The sequence below is a fragment of the Campylobacter concisus genome (genome assembly GCF_015229955.1).
Lineage (GTDB): Bacteria > Campylobacterota > Campylobacteria > Campylobacterales > Campylobacteraceae > Campylobacter_A > Campylobacter_A concisus_AT.
The window spans coordinates 1-26,842 of sequence record NZ_JAAKYZ010000009.1; the positions used below are offsets into that span (position 1 = coordinate 1).

The window sequence follows — 26,842 nt, forward strand, 5'->3', positions numbered from 1 at the left end:
AGGTGGATGTCATAAGTTCGAGTCTTATAGCGACCACCATTTTTAGGTGCAGCGGTAGTTCAGTTGGTTAGAATGCCGCCCTGTCACGGCGGAGGTCGCGGGTTCGAGCCCCGTCCGCTGCGCCATCTATTAAACCTTAGGTTAAGGTCATGTCTCATAAAGCACCCATTATTGAGTGTCAAATTAAATTTTAAGATTATATGTTCTAAGATAACACTTTAAGATTTATTATTACTATTTAATCTTGCCTCGTTAGCTCAGTTGGTAGAGCATATCACTCTTAATGATGGGGTCGTAGGTTCGAGGCCTACACGGGGCACCATCCATTTTGGCCCATTCGTCTAGCGGTTAGGACACCAGCCTCTCACGTTGGTAACACGAGTTCGAGTCTCGTATGGGTCACCATTTTTCTAATCCTTTTTTCTTTTTAATTTGCTACACAGAAATTTTTATAGAAAATTTCTTAAAAATGTATACTTATTTGCTTAGCGAATTGCTACTAAAAATGTAAAAACCAATTTTTATAATGTTGTTTAATTAGTGTGTAATGAGTGATAAATTTTAGAAGCTAATTTACAATTAAGCTAAAAAATCTTTATAAATATAATAAAAGTACATCATGGAAACGTGATTACAGAGCGTTACAAGTTGTTTTTGCTTTGATCTATTGGGCAAAACTCATTAAGCATTTTTAATTTTTAAGCTCATAAAACATAAAACAGCCTATATTTGATAATAAAATGGCCAATTCTCTTGCTTATGAGAAAGGTACTTAAAATTTAAGATCATACTGGGGCTCGTGCGTTAAAAATACATTAAGGCTTACGATAAATATAGTTCTTTTTATAATATAAAGAGTATTTGGTGGCAATGTAAAAAATATTAAAGACTCAATTATAAAGAAAGCTCAATTTAAATAGCAAAAATAAAGCCTACTAATTTTAAGCTCAAATATAAAACTAGCAAACAAGCTATCTTTTTGTATTTAGTTTTTGCCTATCATATCAAGCTTAGCTTTGCAAGCATCTTTATACGGGCTTACAAAATTTGAGTCAGAGCACTCATTTAAATAAGGCCTAGCCAACTTAAACTGCTTTTGCCTTATATAAATTTCGCTTATCAAATTTAAAGCATGTAAGCGATCTTCTGGCTCAAGCTTCATGTTCAGTATAAATTTCGCCTCATCAAGTGCCTCACCTAGGTTATCTGTCTTTAGTGAAGCTTCCGAGTAGTTAAAATTTATCTTTGGTGAAAATGTATTTATCTTGGCTTTTGTTTGTAGCTCAAGAGCTTTTTTGGCATACGTTGTGGCGATAGCGTAGTCATTACTTTTCATCGCATAGTCACTTATAGCTGTATATGCTTCGATAATCTTAAAGTCTTGGCCTCTTAGTTGCTCGATAGCACTAATGGTTGAGATCGCCTCCGTAAAGCGTTTTAATGCAAGCAATGAGTAAAACCTGTCAAAAAGAGATGGTGTTGGATCTGAGTATTCGACTGATGAGCCAAGTGAAAGCGCGTCATTTGCAGCAATAATCGCATGCTCGTAGTCTTTATTTTTATATAAAATTTTGCTCAAATTTACAAGCCATTCGACTCTATCTTCTAAATTTTCATCTTTTGCATGAGCTTTTGCGAGCTCAAGTGCATCGTTGTAGCGGGCCGTTCTGTAATAGCAGTTAAAGAGCTTAAATTGCGGTAATGAGATTTTATTTATATCGTAGTTTTCAAGTAAATTTATAACAGCTGTACAATCATCTTTTATAAAATACTCTTTTGTAAGCTCTAGCGCAGCCTCATTTATCAGCTCCATTGCCCTGCTTAAATTTCCATCTTTTGCCATGGTTTTGTAAGATAGTGCATCGGAGAATTTACGCTCTTTAATATCCAGCTCAAGCTCGCTTATTAGAGCCTTTTGACTAATATTTGTCCCAGCATATTTTTCAATTAGCTCTTTATATCTAGCATGAAGTGCAGTAGCATTTTTATCCTTTTCTTCAAAAAACAACCCATCTTTTGCTTTAGTCACCTCATCGATATAATCACCATATTTAAACTCTGTCTCATATCTATTTAAGTATTCGTATGCTTTTTTCTCATCTTTTGTTTTGGCTAGATTGAGTGCTAAATTTTTTAAAGCAACTTCATAAAAATCTTTCGTTCTATCGCTATTATTTATCAAGATTTCATAAATTTTAGCAGCCACATCAGGCATATCTTTACTTGCAAATGTAGTTGCAAGATTCATCGACTTCGTTGGGTTATTCATAAAAAATTTTTCATTCGCATTTGCGATTTTTAGTATAAATTTCTTTGCTTCATCAAATTTTTCTTTATCGATATTTGCATCAGCTAGGCTTAGTGCTGTTCTACTTGCAAGGTCGATGTCGTTTGTGGAGTAAAGCACTTTTTCATAGTCTTTTAGTGCCTCTTTTTGTCTGCCTATCTTGTAGAGATAATCAGCATAATCAAGCGCTGCAAGTTTTGTAAATTTTGAGTTTGCGTGCTCTTCGTTTAAGATATCAAGCATATATTTTGCATCACTTGCGATGCTATCTTTTAGGTAGGCTCTGGCGATCAGATATAGCACCTCTGGATAGTTTTCATCAGATGGGAATTTTCTGATCCAAGCCCTACCTTCACTTACGATGTCTTTTGGCTCGATCTCTTCAAACTCATTTTTTGTCTCAAAAATTTTATCAAGAGCCCTTAGACGAAATAGTAAAAATTCACTTGAAAAAAGGCTATTTGGATGCCTTTTTATTGCTGTTTGAGTATCTTTTACTACATTTTCATAAGCGCCCTTTTCATAAGCTCTTTTTATACTTATGTAGATATCAATGTCATTACTATCAAGCCCAGCAATAGGAGCTTTGTTAAGATCAAGCGCTCCGATACTAGGATTTAGCATATCTTTAAAATCAGGTTTAAAATTTAGCCCAGACTTTCTTTTGCTATTTTCACTGAGCGAAGTATCTATAATTATGCTAAAGTGTTTTGAAATGGTTGTTTTTGGGCTATCTTGTACGTTTTGGCTACTATAAAGCTCAGTTTTTATATTTAGCAGTTTTGACGGTGCTTTTGGCATTATGACGATAAAAAGCTTGCCATCTTGCTTTTTATATTTTATATCCATTAATGGCAGTGTCGTATCTTCAATTTTTGGCAAAATTTCATCATCAAGCATGCAGACATAGCGTTTGGTATCGTAAGCTAAAATTTGCTCCACGCATTCAAATTCTTGCTCATCGCTTAGCTGAAGAACGCTATAAGGTTTATCACCATTTGCGCCGCTATTTAGGCTAAGATTAAAAGCGGTTAGATAAAGCGGAAAAAATAAAATAATTAAGAGCTTTTTCATGCCGCAATTATAGTTAAATTTTCTAAAATCCTGAAGCAAAGACAAAATGCTCAATAAATTCCAAAATCGCTCCAGAAAATAAAAATGAAAAGGCCGTTCCAGCTACTGCAATGCCAACAATTACTTTTAGCGCCATCGAGATATTTGCGGTGTAGAGATTTTTATCTTTTACGATCGGCTCTTTTAGAAACATAAAGACGATTAGCTTTAAATAGTAATAAATCGCAATGGCAGAATTTATCATGATAATGACGCTAAGTACGACGTAATCAGACTTGATAAGCGATGAGATAAGCACCATCTTGCCCCAAAAGACGCTAAAAGGCGGTATGCCAGCAAGGGCGATCATGAAAATTCCCATTATAACTGCGTAGCTTGGTAAAATTTTTATAAGCCCTGAAAATTTCTCAAATGGATGCTTAAAGCGCTTGTCCCAGCAGACGACATCGTCGCACCTTGCCACCCAGAGCATAGAAAATGCGCCCAAATTTGCAAACAAAAACATAACCCAGTAAAAAAACAAGGCAACATTTGCCTCATGAGAATTTGCCACAAGCGCGCAAAGCACGACACCAGCGTGAGCTATGGAACTAAAAGCAAGCATCCTTTTTACGTCTTTTTGCACTAGTGCCATGATGTTTGCAAGGCTCATCGTAAGCACGGCGATGATGTAGAGCATATCTTTTATCCACAAAATTTGTGAGCCTTCAAGCATCGCAAAAATTCTTAACGCAACGATAAATGCTGCCACCTTTGGTACGATCGACATATAGCCTGCTAGTGGGGCATTTGAGCCCTCGTAAACGTCTGGTATCCATGTGTGAAAAGGTATGAGTGAGAGCTTAAAGCCAATAGCCGAGGCAATGAAAACACAGCCTAATAAAATGATCAAATTTTGATTTAGGCTAAGATCTTTTATCACAACACCGATACGGGCGATGTCTATTGAGTTTGTCGCTAGATAAAACATCGCTATCGCCATCGCAAAAAAGCCAGCCGAGAGCGAGCCCATAGCAAAGTATTTAATGGCAGCTTCTACGCTTTTTGCCTTGTTGTGAAGGGCGATTAGCGTATAGAGGCAAAGTGAGCTGATCTCAAGGCCTAAAAAGATGATGAGTAGGTTATTTGAGCTCACCATAAATAAAAATCCAGCTATCATAAACAAAAATAAAGCGTAATACTCGTAAATTTTATACTCAAAATACTCTTTTGTGCTAAGTGCAAGCGGGATAAAAAGAGCCGAGGCGATTAGGATGATGACTTGAGAGATGACCGAAACTCCATCAACTAAAAGCATATCCCAAAAGCTAAGGCTAAGACCGTTAAAATCAAGTATTAGGCCCACATTTACAAATATTGCGATGATACAAAATACGCAGTAGAAATTTCTTGAAAGATCTTTTTTTATGGTGCCAACGATTAAGATAAAAAGTGCAAAGATTATCATACTAAGCATCGGAGCAACCGAAGATAAAGAAATTTCTTTAAGGTCTAAAAAGGCTATTTCGTTCATAGTTTGCTCCCGCCATTTAAAGATAAAATCTTATCTTTTGTGTCGCTATTTACGGCTCTAGTTTGCATTTTATTTATTATATTTTGCACGCTTGGCTCAAGTGGCTTTAGGATCAAATTTGGTGCAACACCAAGAGCGATTATGAGTAAGCAAAGCGGCACAAGAGCGGCTAACTCTTTGAAATTTAGATCCTTTAGGCTTAAATTTTTCTCCTTGCACTCGCCAAAAAATACTCTTTTATAAAGTACTAGCATATAAACAGCGCCCACGATGATGCTAAAGCCACCAAGTAGCGCAAAGAGCTTATTTAGCTTAAAGATGCCAAGCAGGCTCAAAAACTCGCCCACAAAGCCAATGGTTAGTGGCAGGCCGATACTTGCAAGTGTTGCTATAAAAAATATAAGCGCATACTTTGGCATCACCTTAGCAAGGCCGCCAAATTCGCAAATTTCTTTGGTATGAACTCTTTCGTAGATGATGCCAACTAACAAAAATAGCGCGCCGCTTACGATACCGTGGCTTATCATCAAAAATATTGAGCCACCAAGGCCTATTAAATTTAGTGAAAATATGCCAAGCATGATGACACCCATGTGTGAAATGGAGCTATAAGCGATCACTTGTTTCATATCGCTTTGTGCGTAGGCAACGAGGGCTGCGTAGATGATCATAATGATGGCTATGACGCAGACAAAGCCACTTAAAAGTAGGCTCGCATCTGGAAAAAGTGGGAGCGAAAATCTCACAAAGCCATAAGTACCCATCTTTAAAAGCACACTAGCAAGCAGTACCGAGCCGATAGTTGGAGCCTGCCCGTGCGCGTAAGGTAGCCACGTGTGAAATGGAAATAGCGGAGTTTTCACACCAAAGGCAAAGAAAAACGCTAAAAATAGCCAAATTTGAGCGCTTTGCCCGATACCAAGCTTATACCAATCAAGCAGATTAAAGCTAAAGACGCCGCTTTTTTGATAGCACAAATAGCCGATAAAGATGATCGCTACTAGCATAAAGACAGAGCCTAAAAATGTATAGATGAAAAATTTAATCGCAGCGTAAATTCTATTTTTACTGCCAAATGCGCCGATGATGTAAAGTAGCGGTATGAGGCTAAGCTCCCAAAAGCTATAAAACAAGATCATATCAAGCGCACTAAATACGCCCATCATCGTGCTCTCTAAAAATAGCACGCTAATAACAAGGTGCTTTAAATTTCCATCATTGCTAAGGGCTGCGATAGAGATGAAGCTCATAAATGCGCTAAGGACTATAAGCACAAGCGAAATGGTGTCGATGCCGACAAAATAGCTGATATTTAGGCTTTGTATAAGCTGGACTTGATGCGTTAGAACAAAGTCATAACCCTGAAAATCGACATTTACGCAGATAAAAATGGCAAGCAAAAGCTCAATTAACGCGATACTTGCTCCATAAAATTTGATGCTTTTATTTTCTATCAAAAAGCCAAGTATTGCGCTTATTGCTGGGAAAAATATGATGACACTTAGCATTATTTGGCTCCGTTTAATAAAAATATAAAGCTTAAAAGCAAGGCAAATCCTGCGACCATAAATCTAAGCATAATGCTTAAGTCGCCGCTTTGCATTTTGTTTGCTAAAAATGCAAATTTATTTAGTGCTATCGCGACTAGATCGACACTACGATCGATTATCATCTCATCAATCTTTTTACAAATTTGTGAGATCAAAATGTAGCCATTTATAAAAAATTTCTCATAAAATTTTGGGATAAAGTAGGCACTTTGCAAAATTTTATAAATTCTACTCTCACAAATGTTCTCTTTAAAAATTTCTTTTTTATAGGCAAATACAGCAAAGCCAGCACTTGTTAGCACTAGACCAAGTGTTAAAATAAGTAAAAAAATTTCGCTGCCGTGAGATAAATTTAGTGAAAAATCTTTTAAGCTTTTTTCTAAAAACTCACTAAAGTTGCTCCAAAAAAAGCCACTTATGGCTGAGAGAATTCCAAGTACACCCATGCCAGCTAGCATATAGTTTTTAGCTTCATGCGCGTGTTTCTCGCTCTTTGGCTTTGTAAAAAAGACTAGCATAACGAGCCTAAAGCTATAAAATGCTGTAAGCACAGCACCAAAGAGCAAAATGATCCATAAAAATTTATTTTCACTAAAGGCGACTTCTAAAATTTTATCTTTTGAAAAAAAGCCAGCAAATGGATAAAAGCCAGCTAGTGCGCAGCTTGCGATGATAGAAAGAAGCGCGGTTGGCTTCATAAATTTATAAAGTCCGCCCATTTTTTTGATATTTAGCTCATCATTCATCGCGTGCATGACGTTGCCAGCGCATAAAAAGAGAAGTGACTTAAAAAATGCGTGCGTGACAAGGTGAAAAAGTGCGATCTTATAAGCGCCAAGACCAGCAGCTACGAACATATAGCCAAGCTGCGAAAGCGTCGAGTAGGCGATGATTTTTTTAAGGTCATTATGCACAAGCGCGATACTAGCCGCAAAAACTGCTACAAATGTGCCAAGGTAAGCGATAAAGTGCGATACTTCAGGCGCGTTTGTAAAGATAAAATTTGCACGTATGACTAGATAGACTCCAGCTGTTACCATGGTCGCAGCGTGGATGAGTGCTGAGACTGGAGTTGGTCCCTCCATGGCGTTTGCAAGCCAAGTGTGAAATGGAAACTGCGCGCTTTTACCCATGGCACCTATAAAAAGAAGTGTGGCGATGATGCCTAAATTTAGCCCACTAAAGTCGCTTCTGGCGTTAAAAACCTCGCTAAATTTAAGTGAGCCAAAGCTATAAAATATATAAAAAATGCCAACAAGCATCGCAAGGTCAGCCACTCTATTCATTATAAAGGCTTCGTTTGCAGCAATATTTGCACTAGCTCTTTTATACCAAAAGCCAATGAGTAGCCACGAGCAAAGTCCAACACCCTCCCAGCCGATGAAAAGTCCTATGAAATTATCGCTTGATACAAGGACGTTCATGCAAAAGACAAAGAGCCCAAGATAACTAAAAAAGCGGTTAAAGCTTGCGTCATCTTTCATGTAGCCAATGGAATAGATATGCACTACACTAGCTACTACACCCACAGTGCTAAGCATAACAAGGCTAATGGCGTCAAGATAGAAGCCAAAATTTAAATCCAGACCACCAAAATTTATAAACTCTTTTAGTGATAAATTTAGCGGTTCATCTATGCCAAGACTGGCTGCTAGCATAAGCGAAGCGGTTGTGCTAATAATCATGAGAAGTGAGCAAAAAACACCAAGTAAAAAATTTTTACTGCTATGTGAAAAAAGTCCAGAAACGATAAAGCTAAGAAGCGGAAAAAATAGTGAAATACAAAATAAAATCATCTCTTAGCCTTTCATATTTGTCATCGACTCTAAACTGATGCTGCCAGTCTTTTTATACCAAAGTACGAGTAGCCCTAGTCCCACGGCGACCTCGCTAGCTGCGATGGCTACTATAAAAAATGCGATGATCTGCCCAGTTAGGTCAAAGTAGTATTTTGAGATGGCAGCGAGTGCTATGTTTGCTGAATTTAGTAAAATTTCACTTGAGAAAAATAGCATGATCAAATTTCTTCTTCGCATTATGCCAACTAGCCCTATGACAAAGACCAGACTTACAAGGATGAGGTAGTGAGTAAGCCCTATCATAGCATCTCCTCTAGCGTATTTTTAGTATTTAGATCTTTATGTATCAAAATAATGCCAGCAACCATTGCCACAAGAAGCATTACAGCACACATCTCAAAAGCGATCAAATACTTGCTAAAAAGAAAAATTCCAATAGCCTCGATATTGCCAAGCTCGCTAGCAATAGGACTTAATCCATCAAATTTTGCACCATAAATAGGAGCTAAAAATATAAATATCAAAAGAAGCGCTATAAAACTACTTAAAAGATAGATGGTGATCTTTGCTTTTTTGTTACTTTTTGGCTCACACTCTTTACTGCTGTCAAAAAACATCATCGCAAATGCATATAAAACGACCACAGCACCTGTGTATACGATGATCTGCACTACGCCTAGAAATTCTGCTCCAAGTAAGAAAAATATAGCCGAGATAAAGACCATGCCAGCAGCTAGCGCAGAGACTGCATTTAGTGCATTTTTACAAAATACGCTAAAAGAAAAACTAACTAAAACCAAGGCACTAAAAAGATAAAATGCAAAGCTCTCATACATCTTTTGCCCTTTTAAAATTTATACTACTCATCACTTTTTGTCTCATTTTCATTTTCGCTTATAAATGCATTTGACGTCTTTTTAATTAAGCTATCAGCATTTTTAGGAAGTGCGCCATAGCCTTCAAACTCGCTTTGATCTTTTAAAAATTTATCCTTTGTCAAAAACTCATCTTTTGTGCCAAATATAATCCTACTCTCGCTAGCAACTTCGTACTCTTGTCCGCAAACTATCGCAAGCTCAGGGCAAACATCAGCGCAAAATCCACAATACACGCATCTACTTAAATTTATCGAGTAGCTTGCGACCTTTTTGCGGCCATCTTCGCCAAGTGAAGTCTTCATCGAAATGCAGTTGCTAACGCAAATTTTCTCACATAACCCGCACCCAATGCAACGTTCATTTTCACTTTCAACAAATTTCAAAAGCTTGTGAATACCCCTATATCTAGCATTTAGCTCCATCTTTTGCATAGGGTATTTTAAAGTATGTGACTTGCTAAAGAGCATCTGCTTTATCGTGACTTTTAGTCCGATTAAAAGATCAGGCTTAAATGTGATAGCGATGAAGTGCTTAAATTTATCAAATGCACTCTTTGGCTTTAACTTTTCATCTATTAAAATATATTTTTTCTCACTCATTTTTCGCCTTAGATTAGTAGCATAAAGCCAGTGATTACGATATTTAAAATTCCAAGCGGAAGCAAAATTTTCCAGCAAAATGCACTTAACTGATCAACTCTTAAATGTGCCCATGAAGCCCTTACCCAAAGAAAAAAGAAAAAGACAATGCTTGATTTTAAGATGATCATCAAAGCACCTGGGATAAATAAAAATTCGTTAAATCCACCTAAAAATAAAATCGTAATGATGATGCTAGCAGCGATCATATTTGTGTACTCGCCGATGAAAAACATCGCCCATCTCATTCCGCTATACTCGGTGCCATAGCCTGCTACTATCTCTGTTTCGTTTTCTGTTAAGCAAAATGGCGTTCTGTTGCACTCCACGAAGCTTGCTATTAAAAAGAGTAAAAAGGCAAGGGGCTGCTTGAATATAAGCCAGCCAAAAATTCCTTTTTGATAGTTGTTTATATCCACAAGTGAGAGTGAGCTAGTTACCATTACGACGCTTAAAAGAGCCATGCCAGCGACTATTTCGAAACTAAGAAGTGAGACTACTGCGCGAGCTGCACTAATTAATGCAAATTTATTATAGCTTGCAAGACCTGCTGCAAGTGGAGAAAAGACGCAAACTGAAGCAACACCAGCGATGTATAAAATACCAACATTAATATCTGAGAGAATCGGACGTAATGTATGTCCAAAAATTTCAAACTCAGGCAAAAACGGCACAGGTGCAAGCGCTGCAAATGCGGCAATAGCTGATATTAGTGGCGCTATTAAAAAGATAAATTTATTCGTATTTGCTGGTACGATGTCCTCTTTTGTAAAGAGTTTTATCATGTCAGCTACTATCTGTAAAATTCCAGCAGGTCCCACCATATCAGGTCCAACGCGGCGCTGCATGTAGGCTAGTACCTTTCTCTCAGCATAAGTTGCTAGTCCTGCAAGGCTTGCCATGACGGCTAAGATGACCACGGCTTTAATGATAGTGCTTAGCACAAAAAATAGTGTTTCACTCATCTTTTGCCTTTATAATTTTAACTGCGGCGTAGCTTTTGCCATTAAATATAACGCCCACTTCAAGCTTATCGTCATAATCACCTAAATACGCAGCGACTCCGCCAAGTTCGCTATCAAGCTCTACGCAAATGGCAAGCTTATACCCATCTTTTTCTAAAATAATCGCTTCATTTTGTGAAATTTCAAATTTAGCCATAAATTCGCTACTTGCATAAAGCTTCGCTCTTTTGGCTGTTTGCGTGGCATAGTTTGCAAAAAATGATGGCAAATTTATAGGATTTGAAAGACTTATAAGTGCCTCGTCATCTTTTAAATTTATGCTCTTGGTATCTTTTAAAAGCAGCTCTATATCATCATTTGGTGTGAAATTTGAAATTTCTAGTTTATAGCCTCTGTGGCTTGTGCCGTCGTTTGCGTAAAAATTTTCTAAATCATCAAATTTAATGCCTTTGTAACCCTTTTCTTTTGGTAAATTTGGCGTGTAATCAATTGTATTTTCAGCCATTAGTCCAAGCGCATTTGCAATATCGTTTAGAAAATAACCTTTGTGCGGTATCGCCACATTTGTTGGCACTAAGGCGTTATTTATGCTTGTAAATGTGCCTTCTTGCTGATTTAGCGCGCTAGCATCGATGTCACCTTCAAAAATGCTAAATTTATAATCACCATTTTCGTTATAGCCAAGCATCTTACCAGACTTTTTCTCGCTTGCAAGAGTACAAATTTTAGCAACGCCAAGTGAGTTTGTGCGTGGTGGTATTAGCATCACACGAAACGGCGTAGCTCTAGCGATCACTCCAGTAAGTGCGGCTAGTAAATTCGCATTTTCATCCGTGTAAAAATCGCTTCCTAAAATGAGCGTAAATTTGCTTTTGCCATCATTTAAAGCCGGTACATCTAAGCCAAAATTTTCATCAAAATTTTCAAGTTTTGATGTAAGTGCGTTAGGTAAATTTTCACCCCAGTTTTTAAGTATAAAAAGTAAATTTTGCTCTAATTTTCCAGCTTCATGCGTTACATAGATAAAATTTTTAGAATATTTTTTAACGATCTCATCGGCTATGTGATGAAAGTAAATTCCAGCTGCTTTATTCATTTTTAAAGCGTTATTTAACTTAAAGCTTGTCACTGGGCTTTCGTGTCTTAAGAAACTGCCAGCAGTGATGATAAAATCGCTATTTTTAATATCTTCATAGTCTGCGTTATATGAGCTAAGCCCACTAAATTCGCTAAATTTATTTAAAAATTTTTGATAATTTAGCGCCTCATTGTTTATTAGATTTAGATCAAATTTCTCTCTTAAACACTCTAAAATAAGGGCCTCTTCGTTCGTGATAAAGCTATTAAATTTTATATTTTTGATCGCGCCATTTTTAATATTTAAAACAATCTCTTCAAATTTCTCTTCATTCTTACAGGCAAGCTCGTTGTGAAAGTCATAGCCAAACCTAGCTGCTCCACTTATTTCGCCAAATGTAAAATCATTGTTGACGCGGTAAATTTGCTTACTTCTGTCGCTAGTACTCTTTTCTTTTACGTCATAGTAAATTAGCTCGCAGTCGCTTTGATGTGGATTTGCTGCTGGGATAGGGTTTAGCTCCCAGATATTTGTGCTATATTGAAAATGCGAACTAATAAGTGCTCCAGTAGGGCAAACGCTGATACACTCGCCACAAAATGAGCAGTCAAGACTCTCGCCCACGCTTGGACCTATTAAGCTTTTTTGCATCTTACTAAAAACTGCGTAGGCATCTTTTGGCATACTCTCTTTTAGCTCTTTTGGTACCTCAACGCCCCTTGGTACGGTCTTTAGTGCACTCTCACCGATCCTGTCCTTACAAACAGTGACACATCTTTCGCAGACTATGCAAAGAGCTGGATCGTAGTTGATTAGCCCCCATTTTTTATGTGGTTTGTGCGTGTCAGCGATGGCAAATTTTTGTTCATTTACCTTTAGATGTGTGGTTAAATTTTGTAGTTCACATTCGCCGCTTTTGTCACAAACGCCACATTGAATCGGATGATTTACGCAATAAGTCTGCATGATCGCATTTCGCTCGGCAGCGATTTCTGGCGTGTTTGTATAAATTTGCATATCCTCTTTTGCTTTGGCATTACAGCTATAAACTACTTTGCCATTTGCCTCGACCATGCAAAGCCTACAAGCAAGAGTTGGTGAGCAGCCGCTAAGATAGCAAAGAGCTGGGATATAAATTCCATTTGCTCTTGCGATATTTAAGATGCTCTCGCCTTCATCTGCTTCTAAAATTTGATCATTTATGCTTATTTTCATTTACTAACTACTACTTGCTTAAATGCGTATCCATCAAATTCTTTTACGCCAAATATCGCAACTGTGCCTTTTAGTAAATGGTCTAGTTTAAATTTTGCCTTCACGCTAAAATCTTTTGCTTTAAGCTCTAGCATATCGCCATCCTTTGCCTTTGCTACGATGCCAAATTGCACACCGCCCACGATCTCATCGCTTGCGTTTTTGTTTAGATAAACGACCGCTCCATCAAAATTTTCAAGCTCTTTTAGCTCGTCTATTTTGTGATAATCATTAAATTCTTTCCTGCAACCACCAGCTAAAACGACATTTTTGCCTAAAATTTCAAGTAGCCAAAAGATCGCATCTTTGTCTGGATGAGTAAAAAATGAATCATCAATAACGATGTTTTTAACATCCTTTATCCACTCGCCTAGCTCTTCAAATTCTTCCTCGCCCACGTTGCACTCGCCGCTTATCAGCCCATCATCAAGCTCGCTAAAAAACTCATCGCAAGATAAATTTGCGTATTTGCAAAGAAGAGCTAAGACGTAGCTTATTGAGCCTATTTCGCAGCGGATTAAATTTTCGCCGCCAAGCTCGCTATCTTCGATGCAAGAGATGTACTTAAACTCGTGCTCTTTCATCTTTTTTGCTAAATTTTTATCGCTCAAGCTTAGTAAATTTGCAATGCTTAAGCTTTTGCCTGCTATTAAATCATTAAATTTCATATCTTGCCCTTTTTTATGGTTAATACCCAATCAACTTGGTTAAATTTAAGCGAGTTCATCACTTCGCAGTTTAGATTATAAGCTAAATTTACAGCCTTTGTCACGCCACTAAAATCACCTATCTCAAATAAAAATATAATCACTTCGCCAGGCTCGCTAGCCTTTATCTGCTGTCCAAGAGCGCTCAAAAACTCACTCTTTAAGTGCCTAAGATCTACCCTTCTCATCTATCGACCTCGCCTAAGATGATATTTGTGCTACCAATTATCGTAGCGACGTCAGCAACGTACTGGCCTACTAATAAATCTTCATAAATAGCGCAGTGCCAAAAGCTTGGCGTGCGAATTTTTAGGCGGTACGGGCTTGCGCTACCGTCTGAGTTTATATAAATTCCAAGCTCGCCCTTTGGCGACTCACTAGCAAAGTAAATTTCACCCTTTGGTGGCTTTAATCCCTGAGTTATCAGCACAAAATGCTGCATTAATGAGTAGTTTTGGCTCATTATCTGCTCTTTTGAAGCGCTAACATACTCTGGCGCGTCGGCGATGATAGCAGGGCTACTTGTCTGATACTTGCTAACGCACTGCTTTAAAATTTTCACGCACTCGCGCATCTCTTTCATATAAAGTAGGTATCTTGCGTAGCAGTCGCCGTGTGTCGCATGAGGCACGTCAAATTCTAGCTCATCATAGATGAGATATGGCTCTTCTTTTCTTATATCACGCGCCACACCGCTTGCTCTTAGCATGACGCCAGAGCAGCCGCTACTAAGGGCTAGCTCTTTACTAATTACGCCCACATCTACAAGCCTTGCTTGCCAAATTCTATTTTCACTTAGCAGATCTTCATAAAGCGTGATATCGCTTGGAAATTTTTCACAAAATTTAAGCAGCTCCTCGCACCAGCCATCAGGCAGATCAAGCGGTATGCCACCGATCCTTATCGAGCTATGCGTTAGTCTTGCGCCACAGTATTTTTCTATTAGATCAAGGATATATTCGCGCTCTCTAAATGCGTATAAAAATACGCTCATTGCCCCCACATCAAGGGCGTGCGTAGCTAAAAATAAAAGGTGTGAGCTGATGCGGTTTAGCTCTAAAAGCATCACTCTAATGATCTGCGCACGGCGAGGCACTTCGATAGCGCAAAGCTTCTCCACAGCCGCGCAAAATGCGTAGTTATTTGCACTTGATGCGATGTAATCAACCCTGTCAGTCACTGGGATAAATTCCTGATAGGTCATATTTTCAGCCATCTTCTCAACGCCTCGGTGCATAAAACCAACCTCTGGCATGGCACGCACGACCTTTTCGCCATCAAGCTCAAGCACTAGTTTTAGCTGACCATGAGCGCTTGGGTGCTGTGGGCCAAAATTTAGTATCATCTTGCCGTCATTTTGCTCAAATTCTAAATTTTCAAAAAATGGTTTTAAGCGGTTTGGTGACTGGCTCAAGGTCTTTCCTTTACTATCTGGCTCTGGTTAAATTTAGCCTTTTTGACAAATTTTACGCCATCATCTTCTTGATACTCGTACTCTTCGCTAAACACCCTTGAAAATCCAAAGGTATCTTTCTCTTCAATATAAGCTGGATCGCGGTTCTCTTCGCCGATCTGCTCTCTAAACTCGCTTCCAAAAATTTTATCCACCTCGTACCATTTAGCTGCCTCGTCGCCAACTAGCGGATAGCTCTTTAGTAGAGGGTGCGAGTGCCAGTCATCAGGCATGATGAGGCGCTTTAAATTTGGATGATCTTTAATGAGAACGCCGCTTAAATCATACATCTCGCGCTCAGCCCAGTTTGCGCTTTTATAAAGCTTGCAAACGCTTTTTAGCATTTCGTCCTTTTTGACAAAGCATTTTACTCGCGTGCGCCTATTTTTGCTAACACTTAAAAGCTGATAAAAGACCTCGTATCCGCCTTTTTGTGCTATATAATCAATCGCCGCAAGCTCACAAAGCTGCTCGTAGCCAAAGCCTTTTAACACTTCAAGCGCTTTAAAATTTTCACTTGAATTTACGTAGAGAACAAGTTGGTCAAACTCCACGTAGCTAGATAAAATTTCTACTCCGTTTTGCTCTAAGATGGCTAGCTCTTCATCAAATTTAGAACCTCTTACCTTATCTTTTGGCGTCTGCTTTTCTATGTAAAATTTCTCTTTGTAATACTGTTTTTTCTGCAGATTATTCTTTGGCTTATACTCTCTCATATCTCAAGCTTTCTTGGCTTTTGCGCCCTAAATGCACTTTGCTTTCTTATCTTTTTTTGAAGCATCATAAGTGCGTATTGAAGCGTCTCTGGACGTGGGGCACAGCCTGGGATGTAGATATCAACTGGTATTATGCGGTCTACACCTTGAACGGTAGAGTAGGTGTTAAACATGCCGCCAGTGTTTGCACAGCTACCCATTGAGATGACCCATTTTGGCTCAGGCATCTGATCATAAAGACGTCTTGTAAACTCAGCATGTTTTTTAGTTAGCGTGCCAGCTATGATCATCACCTCTGAGTGTCTTGGGCTAGCCCTAAAAATGGTGCCAAACCTATCAAAGTCATATCTGCTAGCGCCACTTGCCATCATCTCGATCGCACAGCAAGCAAGCCCGTAGCTAAGCGCCCAAAGTGAGTTACTCCTGCCCCACTGCACGAGCTTATCAACGGTTGTTAAAACGACTGGCAAGCCACCATTTGCAGCGTAGTTTATCTGATGCTTTGCCATTTAAAGACTCCTTTTTGCCAAGCGTAGGCAAAGCCGATAAGTAAAATCGCCACAAAAAGCAACATTTCGATTAGTCCAAAAATTCCAAGTAGCCTAAAATCCACCGCCCACGGATACATAAAGATGACTTCAACATCAAATAAAATAAATAAAATTCCATAAAAAAAGTAGTGGATATTTATCTTATTTGGCTGTTTTACGGTGGTTGGACCACACTCATAAAAGCCAAGTTTTAGACGCTGGGTATTGCGGTTGGCTAGTTTTTTGCTTATTTTTGAAGATAAGAATGTTATTAAACAAAATGAACAAGTCGCTAGTAAAAGTATGATAAATGCACCAAAATAGGTACTTTCAAGCTCTGAATGTGACATACTTTGCCTTTTTAAATTTTTAAGATTCTACTAAATTTAAATTTATTTGAGCTTGAAACGGCTTAAGAGCAGGGTGAGTATTGTGCTTTTGTGTAAAAATTACTCCTATTTTATCTTCTCAACTGCATCTTTTGCAGCGCTTATTCGCTCGCTCTCATCTAGCTCACGCACAAAGCCATCTTTTACCAAAATGATCCTAGTTGCTACATCAAAATAGCTATCATCGTGGCTAACAGCGATTATACTTATGCCCTTACTTTGCAAAAATGGCAAAATTTCTTTATAAAATTTTCGCTTAAAGAGCGGATCTTGATCTGCTGCCCATTCATCTAGGATAAGGATAGAGCGGTGCTCTAAGATGGCTATTAAAAGACTTAGACGCTTTCGCTGACCGGTTGAGAGTTGCGTGGTGCTAAGCTTATTATCTATGACACTTACTTTTTTGTCGATCTCAAGCAAGGCTAAAAGCTCGTCTATTTCGCTTTGGCTAGCAAAGCCATTATGAGAGAGCGTTTGCGAAAATAGATAAAAATCAGCAAAAATAGCGCTAATCTTTGCTTGATAGCTTTGTAAATTTGCTTCATCTATCTTTGTGCTATCAAGGTAAATTTCGCCACTACTTGGGCGTATTAGCCCGCAAAGTAAATTTATAAGAGTGCTTTTGCCACTGCCATTTTTACCGATAATAAATGTTATCTCACCGCGTTTGATCTCTAAATTTACGTCTTTTAGGCTAAATTTACCGTGAGCGTAGTTAAAATTTATATCCTTTAGCCTAATGCTTCGCCACTCGTCACTTAGGCTATCATCAAATTTAAAGCCTTCCTTAAATTTATTTAGATTTAAACTCATGATCTTTTCTAAACTTACTTTTGCACTCAGCGCAGCCGGTATGGAGCCAACCATACTCATAAACGAGCCTCTTAAAAATAGTATCGTAAGACTTATGCTAAGCGCAGTTTGCAGGCTCGCCCAGTCAAATGCCACGCACAAAAATACACAAAGACCAACTGAGCCAAGAAGCATAATATTTGTGAAATTATCACTTAATGCGTGATAAATATCAGCTTTTACCATATTTTGACGTTTTTTATCGCCTGTAAAATTTAACTCATCAAAGCAGACGCTTGCCCTTGCTCTATTTAAACTAAGCTCTCTATGCCCCTCTACGATATCGTCGTAGTGCTTTTGCAATGCATCATCTTGAACTCTAGAATACTTAAAATAAAGATGAATTTTTTTCATAAAAAGTGTATTTATAAAAAGAGTCGCACCGATCCAAACGGATAAAAAGATAAAAATTTTTGGAGCGATTACACAAAGATAGATGCTAGCGCAGACGATAAAAACTAAGCTTTGTATAAAGCCAGTAGCACTCATAAAAGCAAATGTGATCGTTTTTATGTCATTGTTTAGACTAGCTATAATCTTTGCCTTGCCGATCTCGTTTATCACGCTATTTGGCGTATCTAAAATTTGCTTTACACTTTGATATCTTAGCTCGTAGATAAATTTATGCCCAAAATTTGTAAGCGATATATTTGCGGCGATGGCGCTTATAAAAAATAAAAGTAAGACTGCTATAAATTTAATTGCAAGAATCGGGTCAAATTCTTTTAAACTTACAAGCTCATTATTTATAAATGAAAGGGTCCAGACACCAAGTCCGCTAAATACGAGTGTTAATAACACTATTTTAGAAATTTGATATATGTTTTTTTTGATTAAATTTGCAAGCATTACATCGCAGCTCGTGGCTGAATGATATTTGGCTCATAATTTTGTTCAGTATTTTCGCTCATTATGCGAAGTACCTTGCTTCGCTTTATCTTAGCGTCATCCTTAAATATCGCACGAACTTTGTCCATACCAGCGTAAAAATCACGCATAAGCACGATGCAGATATATTTGCCAAAAAATGTCGGCTTAATAATGCCATTTTCTTCATATACTGCATTTACAAGCTTAAGTAAGCTAAGCTCCATAAATAAGGCTTTGTTAATGTTTGTGTTATTTTCATCGTTATATCTTTTAATATCAACCCCGCCATCAAAAAGCCTTGTTAAAAACGTGTATTTAAGTCGCTCTTTCTTGCTAAAGCCACATTTTGCGATGACTGGGCTTTGTCTATTTTTTATCCTTTTGCCGTATTCAAGTAGATTAAACGCATTTATTACAAGCTCACCGTTAAGAAAGCTAAATGCTCCGCTACCAACGCCAAGATACTCTAAATTTGAGCCAACATATTCGTCGCGAAGGTCGGCACTTTTTTCATTTGAAAATGCCCAAGCGTTGCTTTGTTTGTAGTTACTTTTGCTAAATTCTTCAGTGATTATCTCATAAAATTCACGCTCGTTATCTACGTTTGAAACACCAAGCGAGCGAGCTATATTCTCTCTTGTTAACTCTGATTTCATGAGTGGATAGAAGGTGATTTGTTGTGGAGAGATCGATTTTGCGGTATTTATGTCGTTTATGAGCTGCTCTTTTGTTTGATTTGGGAGGTTAAAGATGAGATCTAGGCTAATGACTGGGATCTTTCCAAGAGCGAGCTCAAGCTTTCTTTTTACCTCCTTGGCTGAGCCAAATTTTTCATATCTGCCAACTCTTTTTAATGTTTCATCATCAAAGCTTTGTACGCCAACGCTTAAGCGATCAATTAACCCATCAAATTTGGCTAAACTCTCGGGTGAGATATGATTTGGATCGCTTTCTGCTGAAATTTCATCTATACTAAAAAGCTCTTTTGCAAGCTTAAGCGTTTTCTCAAGCTCAGGTTCATTTATAAGCGTTGTACCACCGCCAACATAAAGTGAATCAAAGTCAAATCCAGCCTCTTTAACCTGTTTCATCTCTTCACGTAAATTTTCAAAGTAAACTTTTGCAAGCTCTTGCTCATAGTGATACTTATGAAACGAGCAATATGGACAGAATGTGTGACAAAATGGTACATGTGCGTAGAGCATATACTTTTTGTCTTTTTTGGGAGTTTTGGTATAGGTTGTGGTTAAAATGTCTATATTAAATTCGTTGTATAGTGATCTTTGAATAGAATTATGAGCGTAATTTACGGCAAAATTCTCGACAATATTTTTAAAGATCATAACTAATCGCCTTAAGTAAGTTTGGTTTTAAATTGATGTGTTAGGATAGCTAACTTTTAATAAATTTAGCCTTGTGTTAAAGAAATTTTTAGCTTAGCCAGATAAATTTGGCCTATAAATTTTAATTTTTTAAATCTACAAATTTCACGTATCAATCAAATTTTAGCCCCAAAGCTTAAGGAAATTACTCCTTGGCTCTTGAGATAATTTTGCTTGAGTCTAGCTCAAATTTTACTCCATCTTTTGTCTGCAGATAATAAAATTTACCAAGAGTTGATAGGGCTTTTACATTATAAAGTTTTATAACTCCGTTTGTTTCGTTTTCATCATAATAAGTTTTACTATCATCACAATATATGCCATTTTTGCAAATTTTTTCTGGCAAAGCACCTGCTATACTTTTTTCAATAGATAAATATTTATATTCCATGTTAGTGATTTCAAATTTCTTTGCGATGTCATCCGCTAGATAAAAAAATATAACTATTGGACATAAAAACATTAAAATAAGTGAAATTTCCTTGTGCGTACCATCCTTATAAATACCTTCACAAAAACACAAAATACCTAAGCAAAAAAAGATATATGTAATGTAAATAAAAAATAGATTTACCACCAAAATAGAAATTAGATTAGTTTGAAAATTAGACAAAAATATTAAAATAAAAATATAAGCGAGCCACATTATCATGCAAAGAGCAAATACTCTTTCCAATATTTTTCCCTTGATCCATATTGTAATACACGATAACAAATATGATAATGCTAAAAAAACCATAAAAGTAAATAGTACGCCTTTTGCATCTATATAGAAAGCTATACTTATAATAAAAGTAGTTAATAGTGCTAGAGGAAATGATAAAGATAATAAAAAAAGTGAAAAATATTCACCATTTTTATATCTGAGGGAGTATCTTATATGTCCAGGATAAAGCATTATGGGCAATATAATAAAAATAGTAAAAATAGCTACAACAAAAAATAATAATGCTCCGACATGAAAAATATCAGAATTACTTAAAACTGGAAAATATCCAACAAAGAGACTAAAATATACAAAATAACAAATCATACTAGCTAAACTAACACCAGTTAGTATCAGCGGATGAAATTTTAAAAGAATTTCAATATGACTTTTTTGGTAAGTCTTACTAGCCCGCCTTTTTCTTTCATCTAAAATATCTTGATAACTCAAATTTAAATCCTAAAAATTTATAAAAGATTACTATTTAAGCACCTTCGCGATTTCGCTCCAGCCTAAATTCTCAGCAAAATCAGCCGCTGTTTTGCCACTTTTTGTGCGGGCATTTTTGTCAGCACCGTTTTCTAGCAAGAGATTTACAAGATTTAAATTTCCAGCGATCGCCTCGTTGTGAAGCTGCGTATAACCAAACTCATCAGCGTCTGTGACTATATTTGGGTGCTCTTTTATATATTGCTTTACTTGCTCATATGTATTTTTACTCATTGGATGCTCTATCAAATTTTCAGGGTGTTCTTTTTGCTCGTAAACTACCAAAATATCGTTAAAATCGCCAAAATCAAGCCCCCACTCTCTATCGTGCTCTTTTAGCTCTTTCTTTTGCATGCGTGAGCGCATCGCCTGCACGCTAAATCCGCCGTATGCGCGTCCATCTATTGAAAAGAGCCAGTCACTCATCTCGTCTATCTTTGCGCTTATTTGGTCGCCTAATTTCACGTTTTGCACGCTATCTGGCTCATTTACGAGCGTGCCATATATCGTTTCGCCGTCAAATTCCACATCGTCTATCCACATGTGTTCACCGACTTCTTCGCCATTTACGACATCTAGGAAGCAAATTTTTACCATTGCATAGTCAAGCATAGGTACGATCCTGTGGCGCTCCCAGTAAACCTCGCGCCAAAAATATCTAAAGCTCTCTCTGGCTTGCTCAAACGCACGCTGCATGTAGTCTTCGTCGCTACTTACAAAATAGATTGGCATTTGCTTGCCAAGATCGATTTGTTTACCGAGAATTTTCTTAAAAAAGCTCATTTTTTTGTCCTTATTTTTCATTTTAGATAGATCAAATTTGAATGCAAAATGATAAGATAAATTTCACTCATAAATCCGACAAATTTTAAATACAAAAACTATGCGAAATTTCGCAAATTTAGCCCAAAACCTTACAAAATTTTAAATATAAAAGTCACACAGCCATTTCGCAAAATTAGGCGAGACGATTTAAATTTTTGTGATGGGAGTTACCGAGTTGGTAATGACCGAGTAAAAATTTAAATCAACGACGCATAATAAAGCGAAAAAGTGCGTTATTTTAGATTTTTAAAGCTTATTGGAAGTTCTAAATTTAACCCCCTAACCAGCTTTATACACTCCTGCAAGTCATCTATGCTTTTGCTTGTCACTCTGATCTCTTCGCCCCTGATCTGTGCGCTCACCTTGATCTTTGAGTCTTTGATCGCTTTGGTGATCTTTTTTGAGTTTTCACCATCAAGCGTGTCGTTTAGCTTTAGCGTTGCCTTTAAATTTCCACCGCTTGCTGGCTCTCTTTTTGTCTCTGTGATCGCCACTGGTAGGATGTTGCGCTTGATGAGCTTTGAGATCACGATGTCTTTTAGCGCGTCGATCTTGTTGTCGCTTGAGCTAAGAAGCGTGATAAATTTCTCTTTTTCATTTAGCTCTACCTCAGCTGCAAGCCCCTTAAAGTCATACCTCGCTGCGATCTCTTTTTTAGCCGTCTCAAGAGCATTTTTAACCTCCATCATATCGACCTCAGCACTTATATCAAAACTATGCTCAGTTGCCATTTTTATCCTTTCAAATTTATTTAAATAGCCCTTTGATCTTCTCAAAAAGCGACTTTTTGCCAGTCTCTTCTTGCTTTACTGCCTCGCTAATCTGCTGCATCGCAGTTTGTGCGTAGATGATAGCGCCCTTTGGATCGCAGTTAAAGAGGTTTGAATATGAGTTTGATTTGTTTAGATCAAGTGGATTTGGCTCCACGACCTCGGTGGCCTCAAGCAGGCCTATTTTTAGCTCGTATGCGTAGTTTAGAGCATCTAAAAATGTAGGTAAATTTTGCGCGTAAAAACCATCAATTGTCTCTTTTACCTCGCCACCTGCTTCATAGTCAGCCTTTAGTTTAGCTACGTTTTCAGCACTCACATAAGCGCCACAACAGTAGTTTTCGGTGATCTCATTATAAATTTCGCTACTAAATTTATCCAAAAACTCGCTTGGTAAAATTTCTCGCCAGTTGCTAATGTAGTTTTTAAATTTCTTATTTTGCTGTGCCAAAGAGCTTAGCGCTGTGCCCCGAGTGTAGAAATATTTTCTAAAAAATCCTTGTGTGACGGCGATACAAAAGCCGTGAGTTTTGTTAAAAATTTCATCGTCTTTATACTGCAACGCAGCACTTAGCGTATCTTTGTACTTTTGCGCGTAAAATTCCTCTACGCCAGCCTTACTAGCAAGCGCTAAAACCTCGTCAAATTTACCAGCCCTTGCAAGCTCAAGTGCCTCAAAATACCACTTTGAAATTTCATCTTCGCTAATGGCATGATAGCTTATATCATAGCCCATTACTTGCTCTCATTGATGAAATCTTCGATGTTTGCGACGATCTTTGTGATGAGCGTCTTTCTAGCCTCCAAGCTGCCCCATGCTACGTGTGGCGTGATGAGTAAATTTGACTTCTTTTTTACATTTAAAAATGGACTATTTTCGCTCATCGGTTCGCTTTCTAAAACGTCCGTACCAAAGCGCAAATTTCTCTCATCTATCGCTCTTGCCATCGCCGCTTCATCCACTATGCCGCCGCGTCCTAAATTTAGTACTATCGCATCATCTTTTAGCAAATTTATCTCGTTTATACCAAGTAAATTTCTAGTTTTTTCATTTAGCGGTGCGTGGATGCTGATGATGTCGCTACTTCTTAATAGCTCATCTAGGCTTTTTTGCTTAAATTCGCTATTTTTATTTGCTCCGCTTGTCGAGTAGTAGCTCACGTTTGCGCCAAATGCACGTGCCACTACCGCCACGCCATGCCCTATCTCGCCAAGTCCGATAATGCCAAATTCTTTGCCAGCGATCTCGCTGATGTTTGCGCCAAGATAGGTGAAAATTTCGCTCTTCACCCACTCGCCACTTTTTACGTAGTGATCATAAAATTTGATGTGATTTGTTAGCTCAAAAAGCATCGCAAACGTGTGTTGCACGACGCTTGCGGTTGAGTAGCCAGCGACGTTTTTAACAGCTATATTTTTAACTTTTGCATGCTCTAGATCGACATTATTCATGCCAGTTGCACTTATGCAGATAAGCTTTAAATTTGTCGCCTCCATCACGGCTTTGTCGATGATGACCTTGTTTGTGATGACCACATCAACGCCCTTTAGACGAGGCACGATCTCTTTGCTTTTTGTTTTTTGATAGCCGGTAAACTCGCCAAATTTCTTAAAAACACTAAGATCAACGTTTTCTCCAAGCGTTGCCGCGTCTAAACAAACGATTTTCATCTTTAGTCCTTAATGAAATGTCCTACAAATTTAGAGTAGTTATCTAAAATTTTGCCGCCCTTTCTATATCCAAGTGCACATGCCTCATAAGCGTAAAACACGCCTGCTTGGTAGTTATCGCCTCTCTCATCTTGGTTAAACTGGTAAAATTCTTGATAGATGGCTTTGTTTGAGTCGTATTCGCCGTCATTACTTGCTATTTTTGCACCGTTCTCATCGTGTATTGAGACGTTAGCTCCTTCTCTGCCAAATACCGGCTTTTTCACATATTTTTTGCCTTTTAGTGGCTCGTTTGAAGTCTCAAGTAAGAGTGGATGATTTGGATAAAGATCCCAAAGAATCTTTAAAATTCCCTTGCTTTGGAAAAGTAGCGTGTAGGCTGGATTTATGATAATGGCTTTTTGGTTTTTGATGATATTTGAAAGTATGAGTGCTAGCTCGCCCTCATCGATCGCTATGCTCTCCCAAGGAACGAGTTTAAACCAATACTCGAAATTTTCATCACCTTTAAAAATCCCCTCGTCATCGTTAAAAACGACCTCATCAACGTAAGCAAAGTCGGTTTTAAAGCCGGCCTCTTTTGCGATGTATTGTAGTAATTTCACGGTTTGCTCATCCTCGATACTACCAGCGATAGAGCTAAAGAGTATCCCCCAGCCCTCGTAAACATCCTCGAAATTTACATTATCGTCACCAAGTGTGATTAGACGCTTGAAATTTTGTTTTAGAGCTTCGTAAAGGTTATTAAATTGCTCTGCTTCATCCATGTGATTTAGCTTTAGCATCGCCCACTGAATGATCGCTGTCTCAAAGACCGCCGTTGGCGTATCGGCGTTAAATTCTATCAGTTTTATCGGCTTGTCATCAAGCCCACCTGCTAGATCAAACCTGCCGTAAAGGTGCCAGTGAACGTCATTTTCCCAGCTATTTTTGATACTATCAACGAGATTAAACGGTATGCCTATCTCGTGAAAAAGGTTATTGTCAATGACGTGCTGAGCGGCATTTACATACATATCGTATAGCTCATTTGCCGCCTCATAATAAGCATCCGCTTCACTTGCTTTTACCTGTACGATCTCATCTGCGATATATGAGCTATTGTCATTATCTGTGTGCCACGCAAAGCCGATTCTTTCCATAAATTCGTTATTTAACGGAGTGATTTTTCTTAAATTTATCATTTTTTAGCCTCCAAAGCTTGATGAGCTAGAGCTTGATTTTGAGCCACCACCGAAAAATCCACTCTTGCCGCCACTGCTTCTTGCAGCAGAATTTGCTGCTTTTTGCTTATTAAAGCTATCAACGCTTCTTGTGTATGCGCTTGGATTTTTGTAAGAATTTTGACGAGTAGCTTGGAAATTTTGATTTCCAAAAAGCTTGCTACCTATCCAGCTACCAAGTATCGCACCGGCTGCTGAGGCAAGTATCGTCTCACCAAGGCTTAGACCGCCACTACTTAGCTGTGCGTCACTCGTTTTTGTTAAATTTGAAGTGCCATTGTCGATATTTGCGTTTGCTTGAGCTAGGAGCTTATCGATCTCGTCTTTGCTTAGCACACGCTCAGTGCCGTTTATATCTTTTAACACAACTCTAGTTTCAGTACTTGGATACTCTTCTAAAATTTTATAAACTCCAGGCGCGCTCTCTTCGATTATGACAAAGGCGCCATTTTTTTGCGCAACTTCGTTTAGTGCATTTTCATCACCGCCATTGTTACTGCCACAACCAGCAAGGCCAGCCATAACGATCGCACCAAATCCGCCTACCGCAGCATAAGTAGCTATCTTTTTAATGTGTTTCATATCTCTCCTATCAACTCTTTTAAATTTTTATGTCTTCTAACAAGTATCACACCTCGTTTAAATTTTATAAATTTTGAGTGGTGTATCGCTTTTATTATCTTTTCACTAGCTTTTTTCGTTGCCTTTGGCTTTAGATTTAGCTCCTTTAAAAATTCACTTAAATTTATCCATTTTGACTCATTTTCTATCTCAGCCTCTATCGCTTCATTGCTTGGCATATCATCATTTTTTTGTGCTAAAAGCGGCCTTTGCATAGCATTTAGAAACTGCATGAGCTTTTCATCTCTATCTTTATAAATTTGCAAAATTTCATTTTTTCGCTCGATTAGCATCTGCTCTTTTTCTTTAAAAAGCCTGTCTTTATCGGCTTGCAAGTTTAAATTTAAGCTCTTTAACTCGTTTAACTCATTTAGCAAATAATTTACAAACTCATCATTTTGGGATTTAGTTTTTGTACTTTTTGGAGCGGATTTTGTGGCTTTTTCGCTACTTGGTTTCTCATCAAGGATGACAAATTTTGTACCATTTTCAATGACTGTATTTATCGAACCACGGCGGATTCTATTATAGACTGCTTCTTTTGTTATGCCTAAAATTTCTGCAGCTTCGTTTATAGCTAGCTTTTGCATCGAATTTCCGTT

Annotated in this window: 25 protein-coding genes and 3 tRNA genes; 3 read left to right on the forward strand and 25 right to left on the reverse strand. The window is 37.9% G+C overall.

Going from position 1 to position 26,842, the window contains the following annotated elements:
* The first annotated feature begins 48 nt into the window (after positions 1–48).
* The 3 genes from G6W45_RS09215 to G6W45_RS09225 all read left to right on the forward strand — a co-directional run bounded on the left by G6W45_RS09215 (position 49) and on the right by G6W45_RS09225 (position 405).
* A tRNA-Asp gene (locus G6W45_RS09215) sits at positions 49–125 on the forward strand.
* A gap of 121 nt (positions 126–246) precedes the next feature.
* Positions 247–322: transfer RNA gene (locus G6W45_RS09220), tRNA-Lys, on the forward strand.
* Positions 323–330: 8 nt separating this feature from the next.
* Positions 331–405, forward strand: a tRNA-Glu gene (locus tag G6W45_RS09225).
* Between the two features lie 580 nt (positions 406–985).
* On the opposite strand, the gene G6W45_RS09230 is transcribed toward G6W45_RS09225, so the two are convergent.
* The 25 genes from G6W45_RS09230 to G6W45_RS09350 all read right to left on the reverse strand — a co-directional run bounded on the left by G6W45_RS09230 (position 986) and on the right by G6W45_RS09350 (position 26,830).
* On the reverse strand, positions 986–3,361 hold the full coding sequence (locus tag G6W45_RS09230; protein ID WP_194168293.1) for a tetratricopeptide repeat protein: 2,376 nt from the start codon (positions 3,359–3,361) through the stop codon (positions 986–988).
* Positions 3,362–3,383: 22 nt separating this feature from the next.
* On the reverse strand, positions 3,384–4,874 hold the full coding sequence (nuoN, locus tag G6W45_RS09235; protein ID WP_194168294.1) for an NADH-quinone oxidoreductase subunit NuoN: 1,491 nt from the start codon (positions 4,872–4,874) through the stop codon (positions 3,384–3,386).
* Entirely contained in the window at positions 4,871–6,382 is a 1,512-nt protein-coding gene (locus tag G6W45_RS09240; RefSeq protein ID WP_194168295.1) for an NADH-quinone oxidoreductase subunit M, read from the reverse strand. The genes nuoN and G6W45_RS09240 overlap by 4 nt, the downstream gene beginning before the upstream one ends.
* Entirely contained in the window at positions 6,382–8,220 is a 1,839-nt protein-coding gene (gene nuoL, locus G6W45_RS09245) for an NADH-quinone oxidoreductase subunit L (RefSeq protein ID WP_194168296.1), read from the reverse strand. Before nuoL ends, G6W45_RS09240 begins: the two co-directional genes overlap by 1 nt.
* A 3-nt stretch (positions 8,221–8,223) precedes the next feature.
* Positions 8,224–8,526, reverse strand: coding sequence for an NADH-quinone oxidoreductase subunit NuoK (nuoK, locus tag G6W45_RS09250; RefSeq protein WP_194168297.1), 303 nt, complete (start codon positions 8,524–8,526; stop codon positions 8,224–8,226).
* On the reverse strand, positions 8,523–9,059 hold the full coding sequence (locus G6W45_RS09255) for an NADH-quinone oxidoreductase subunit J (protein WP_194168298.1): 537 nt from the start codon (positions 9,057–9,059) through the stop codon (positions 8,523–8,525). The genes nuoK and G6W45_RS09255 overlap by 4 nt, the downstream gene beginning before the upstream one ends.
* Positions 9,060–9,082: 23 nt before the next feature.
* Positions 9,083–9,700: an NADH-quinone oxidoreductase subunit NuoI gene (gene nuoI, locus G6W45_RS09260; RefSeq protein ID WP_194168299.1), complete on the reverse strand. Its 618-nt coding sequence runs from the start codon at positions 9,698–9,700 to the stop codon at positions 9,083–9,085.
* A gap of 8 nt (positions 9,701–9,708) precedes the next feature.
* Entirely contained in the window at positions 9,709–10,704 is a 996-nt protein-coding gene (gene nuoH / locus G6W45_RS09265) for an NADH-quinone oxidoreductase subunit NuoH (protein ID WP_084041825.1), read from the reverse strand.
* On the reverse strand, positions 10,697–12,997 hold the full coding sequence (locus G6W45_RS09270; protein ID WP_194168300.1) for an NADH-quinone oxidoreductase subunit G: 2,301 nt from the start codon (positions 12,995–12,997) through the stop codon (positions 10,697–10,699). Before G6W45_RS09270 ends, nuoH begins: the two co-directional genes overlap by 8 nt.
* Positions 12,994–13,704, reverse strand: coding sequence for a hypothetical protein (locus G6W45_RS09275; protein ID WP_194168301.1), 711 nt, complete (start codon positions 13,702–13,704; stop codon positions 12,994–12,996). The genes G6W45_RS09270 and G6W45_RS09275 overlap by 4 nt, the downstream gene beginning before the upstream one ends.
* Entirely contained in the window at positions 13,701–13,931 is a 231-nt protein-coding gene (locus G6W45_RS09280; RefSeq protein WP_085657920.1) for an NADH-ubiquinone oxidoreductase subunit E family protein, read from the reverse strand. Before G6W45_RS09280 ends, G6W45_RS09275 begins: the two co-directional genes overlap by 4 nt.
* Positions 13,928–15,157, reverse strand: coding sequence for an NADH dehydrogenase (quinone) subunit D (gene nuoD, locus G6W45_RS09285; protein WP_194168302.1), 1,230 nt, complete (start codon positions 15,155–15,157; stop codon positions 13,928–13,930). The genes G6W45_RS09280 and nuoD overlap by 4 nt, the downstream gene beginning before the upstream one ends.
* A complete protein-coding gene (locus G6W45_RS09290; RefSeq protein ID WP_194168303.1) occupies positions 15,154–15,912 on the reverse strand; it encodes an NADH-quinone oxidoreductase subunit C in 759 nt (252 codons plus the stop codon). Before G6W45_RS09290 ends, nuoD begins: the two co-directional genes overlap by 4 nt.
* A complete protein-coding gene (nuoB, locus tag G6W45_RS09295) occupies positions 15,909–16,421 on the reverse strand; it encodes a NuoB/complex I 20 kDa subunit family protein (RefSeq protein ID WP_012001120.1) in 513 nt (170 codons plus the stop codon). The genes G6W45_RS09290 and nuoB overlap by 4 nt, the downstream gene beginning before the upstream one ends.
* Entirely contained in the window at positions 16,403–16,792 is a 390-nt protein-coding gene (locus tag G6W45_RS09300; RefSeq protein ID WP_021090439.1) for an NAD(P)H-quinone oxidoreductase subunit 3, read from the reverse strand. Before G6W45_RS09300 ends, nuoB begins: the two co-directional genes overlap by 19 nt.
* Before the next feature lie 105 nt (positions 16,793–16,897).
* A complete protein-coding gene (locus G6W45_RS09305; RefSeq protein WP_194168304.1) occupies positions 16,898–18,532 on the reverse strand; it encodes a multidrug ABC transporter permease/ATP-binding protein in 1,635 nt (544 codons plus the stop codon).
* Positions 18,532–19,896 carry a coproporphyrinogen III oxidase family protein gene (locus G6W45_RS09310; RefSeq protein ID WP_194168305.1) on the reverse strand — a complete coding sequence of 455 codons (1,365 nt, stop codon included), beginning with the start codon at positions 19,894–19,896 and terminating at the stop codon, positions 18,532–18,534. The genes G6W45_RS09305 and G6W45_RS09310 overlap by 1 nt, the downstream gene beginning before the upstream one ends.
* Positions 19,897–20,080: 184 nt before the next feature.
* Positions 20,081–21,091 (reverse strand): hypothetical protein, encoded by a 1,011-nt coding sequence (locus G6W45_RS09315; protein WP_194168306.1) that lies wholly within the window; start codon positions 21,089–21,091, stop codon positions 20,081–20,083.
* A 30-nt stretch (positions 21,092–21,121) separates the two neighbouring features.
* Complete coding sequence (locus tag G6W45_RS09320; protein WP_194168307.1) at positions 21,122–21,913, reverse strand: DUF2314 domain-containing protein; 792 nt, start codon at positions 21,911–21,913, stop codon at positions 21,122–21,124.
* 275 nt (positions 21,914–22,188) lie between these two features.
* Positions 22,189–22,686, reverse strand: a complete 498-nt coding sequence (locus G6W45_RS09325) for a YajQ family cyclic di-GMP-binding protein (RefSeq protein ID WP_194168308.1) — start codon at positions 22,684–22,686, stop codon at positions 22,189–22,191.
* 16 nt (positions 22,687–22,702) lie between these two features.
* Positions 22,703–23,461 (reverse strand): hypothetical protein, encoded by a 759-nt coding sequence (locus G6W45_RS09330; protein WP_194168309.1) that lies wholly within the window; start codon positions 23,459–23,461, stop codon positions 22,703–22,705.
* Positions 23,461–24,396: a D-2-hydroxyacid dehydrogenase gene (locus tag G6W45_RS09335; protein ID WP_194168310.1), complete on the reverse strand. Its 936-nt coding sequence runs from the start codon at positions 24,394–24,396 to the stop codon at positions 23,461–23,463. The genes G6W45_RS09330 and G6W45_RS09335 overlap by 1 nt, the downstream gene beginning before the upstream one ends.
* Positions 24,397–24,398: 2 nt before the next feature.
* Positions 24,399–25,580, reverse strand: a complete 1,182-nt coding sequence (locus G6W45_RS09340; protein WP_194168311.1) for a glutathionylspermidine synthase family protein — start codon at positions 25,578–25,580, stop codon at positions 24,399–24,401.
* A gap of 3 nt (positions 25,581–25,583) precedes the next feature.
* On the reverse strand, positions 25,584–26,201 hold the full coding sequence (locus G6W45_RS09345; RefSeq protein WP_087578236.1) for a UPF0323 family lipoprotein: 618 nt from the start codon (positions 26,199–26,201) through the stop codon (positions 25,584–25,586).
* Positions 26,198–26,830, reverse strand: a complete 633-nt coding sequence (locus G6W45_RS09350; RefSeq protein ID WP_194168312.1) for a DNA-binding protein — start codon at positions 26,828–26,830, stop codon at positions 26,198–26,200. The genes G6W45_RS09345 and G6W45_RS09350 overlap by 4 nt, the downstream gene beginning before the upstream one ends.
* Between the last annotated feature and the right edge of the window lie 12 nt (positions 26,831–26,842).

Coding starts and splice junctions, on each gene's coding strand:
- G6W45_RS09340 (WP_194168311.1), bottom strand. CDS start 25,580: ATGATAAATTTAAGAAAAATCACTCCGTTAAATAACGAATTTATGGAA.
- nuoB (WP_012001120.1), bottom strand. CDS start 16,421: ATGGCAAAGCATCAGATAAACTACGCTGCAAATGGTGGCTTGCCAGTC.
- G6W45_RS09325 (WP_194168308.1), bottom strand. CDS start 22,686: ATGGCAACTGAGCATAGTTTTGATATAAGTGCTGAGGTCGATATGATG.
- nuoN (WP_194168294.1), bottom strand. CDS start 4,874: ATGAACGAAATAGCCTTTTTAGACCTTAAAGAAATTTCTTTATCTTCG.
- G6W45_RS09345 (WP_087578236.1), bottom strand. CDS start 26,201: ATGAAACACATTAAAAAGATAGCTACTTATGCTGCGGTAGGCGGATTT.
- G6W45_RS09335 (WP_194168310.1), bottom strand. CDS start 24,396: ATGAAAATCGTTTGTTTAGACGCGGCAACGCTTGGAGAAAACGTTGAT.
- G6W45_RS09290 (WP_194168303.1), bottom strand. CDS start 15,912: ATGAGAGAGTATAAGCCAAAGAATAATCTGCAGAAAAAACAGTATTAC.
- G6W45_RS09280 (WP_085657920.1), bottom strand. CDS start 13,931: ATGAGAAGGGTAGATCTTAGGCACTTAAAGAGTGAGTTTTTGAGCGCT.
- nuoL (WP_194168296.1), bottom strand. CDS start 8,220: ATGATTTTATTTTGTATTTCACTATTTTTTCCGCTTCTTAGCTTTATC.
- G6W45_RS09230 (WP_194168293.1), bottom strand. CDS start 3,361: ATGAAAAAGCTCTTAATTATTTTATTTTTTCCGCTTTATCTAACCGCT.
- nuoH (WP_084041825.1), bottom strand. CDS start 10,704: ATGAGTGAAACACTATTTTTTGTGCTAAGCACTATCATTAAAGCCGTG.
- nuoI (WP_194168299.1), bottom strand. CDS start 9,700: ATGAGTGAGAAAAAATATATTTTAATAGATGAAAAGTTAAAGCCAAAG.
- G6W45_RS09350 (WP_194168312.1), bottom strand. CDS start 26,830: ATGCAAAAGCTAGCTATAAACGAAGCTGCAGAAATTTTAGGCATAACA.
- G6W45_RS09275 (WP_194168301.1), bottom strand. CDS start 13,704: ATGAAATTTAATGATTTAATAGCAGGCAAAAGCTTAAGCATTGCAAAT.
- G6W45_RS09255 (WP_194168298.1), bottom strand. CDS start 9,059: ATGTATGAGAGCTTTGCATTTTATCTTTTTAGTGCCTTGGTTTTAGTT.
- G6W45_RS09310 (WP_194168305.1), bottom strand. CDS start 19,896: ATGATCTTTAAAAATATTGTCGAGAATTTTGCCGTAAATTACGCTCAT.
- nuoK (WP_194168297.1), bottom strand. CDS start 8,526: ATGATAGGGCTTACTCACTACCTCATCCTTGTAAGTCTGGTCTTTGTC.
- G6W45_RS09240 (WP_194168295.1), bottom strand. CDS start 6,382: ATGCTAAGTGTCATCATATTTTTCCCAGCAATAAGCGCAATACTTGGC.
- G6W45_RS09330 (WP_194168309.1), bottom strand. CDS start 23,461: ATGGGCTATGATATAAGCTATCATGCCATTAGCGAAGATGAAATTTCA.
- G6W45_RS09270 (WP_194168300.1), bottom strand. CDS start 12,997: ATGAAAATAAGCATAAATGATCAAATTTTAGAAGCAGATGAAGGCGAG.
- G6W45_RS09320 (WP_194168307.1), bottom strand. CDS start 21,913: ATGAGCTTTTTTAAGAAAATTCTCGGTAAACAAATCGATCTTGGCAAG.
- G6W45_RS09305 (WP_194168304.1), bottom strand. CDS start 18,532: ATGCTTGCAAATTTAATCAAAAAAAACATATATCAAATTTCTAAAATA.
- G6W45_RS09300 (WP_021090439.1), bottom strand. CDS start 16,792: ATGTCACATTCAGAGCTTGAAAGTACCTATTTTGGTGCATTTATCATA.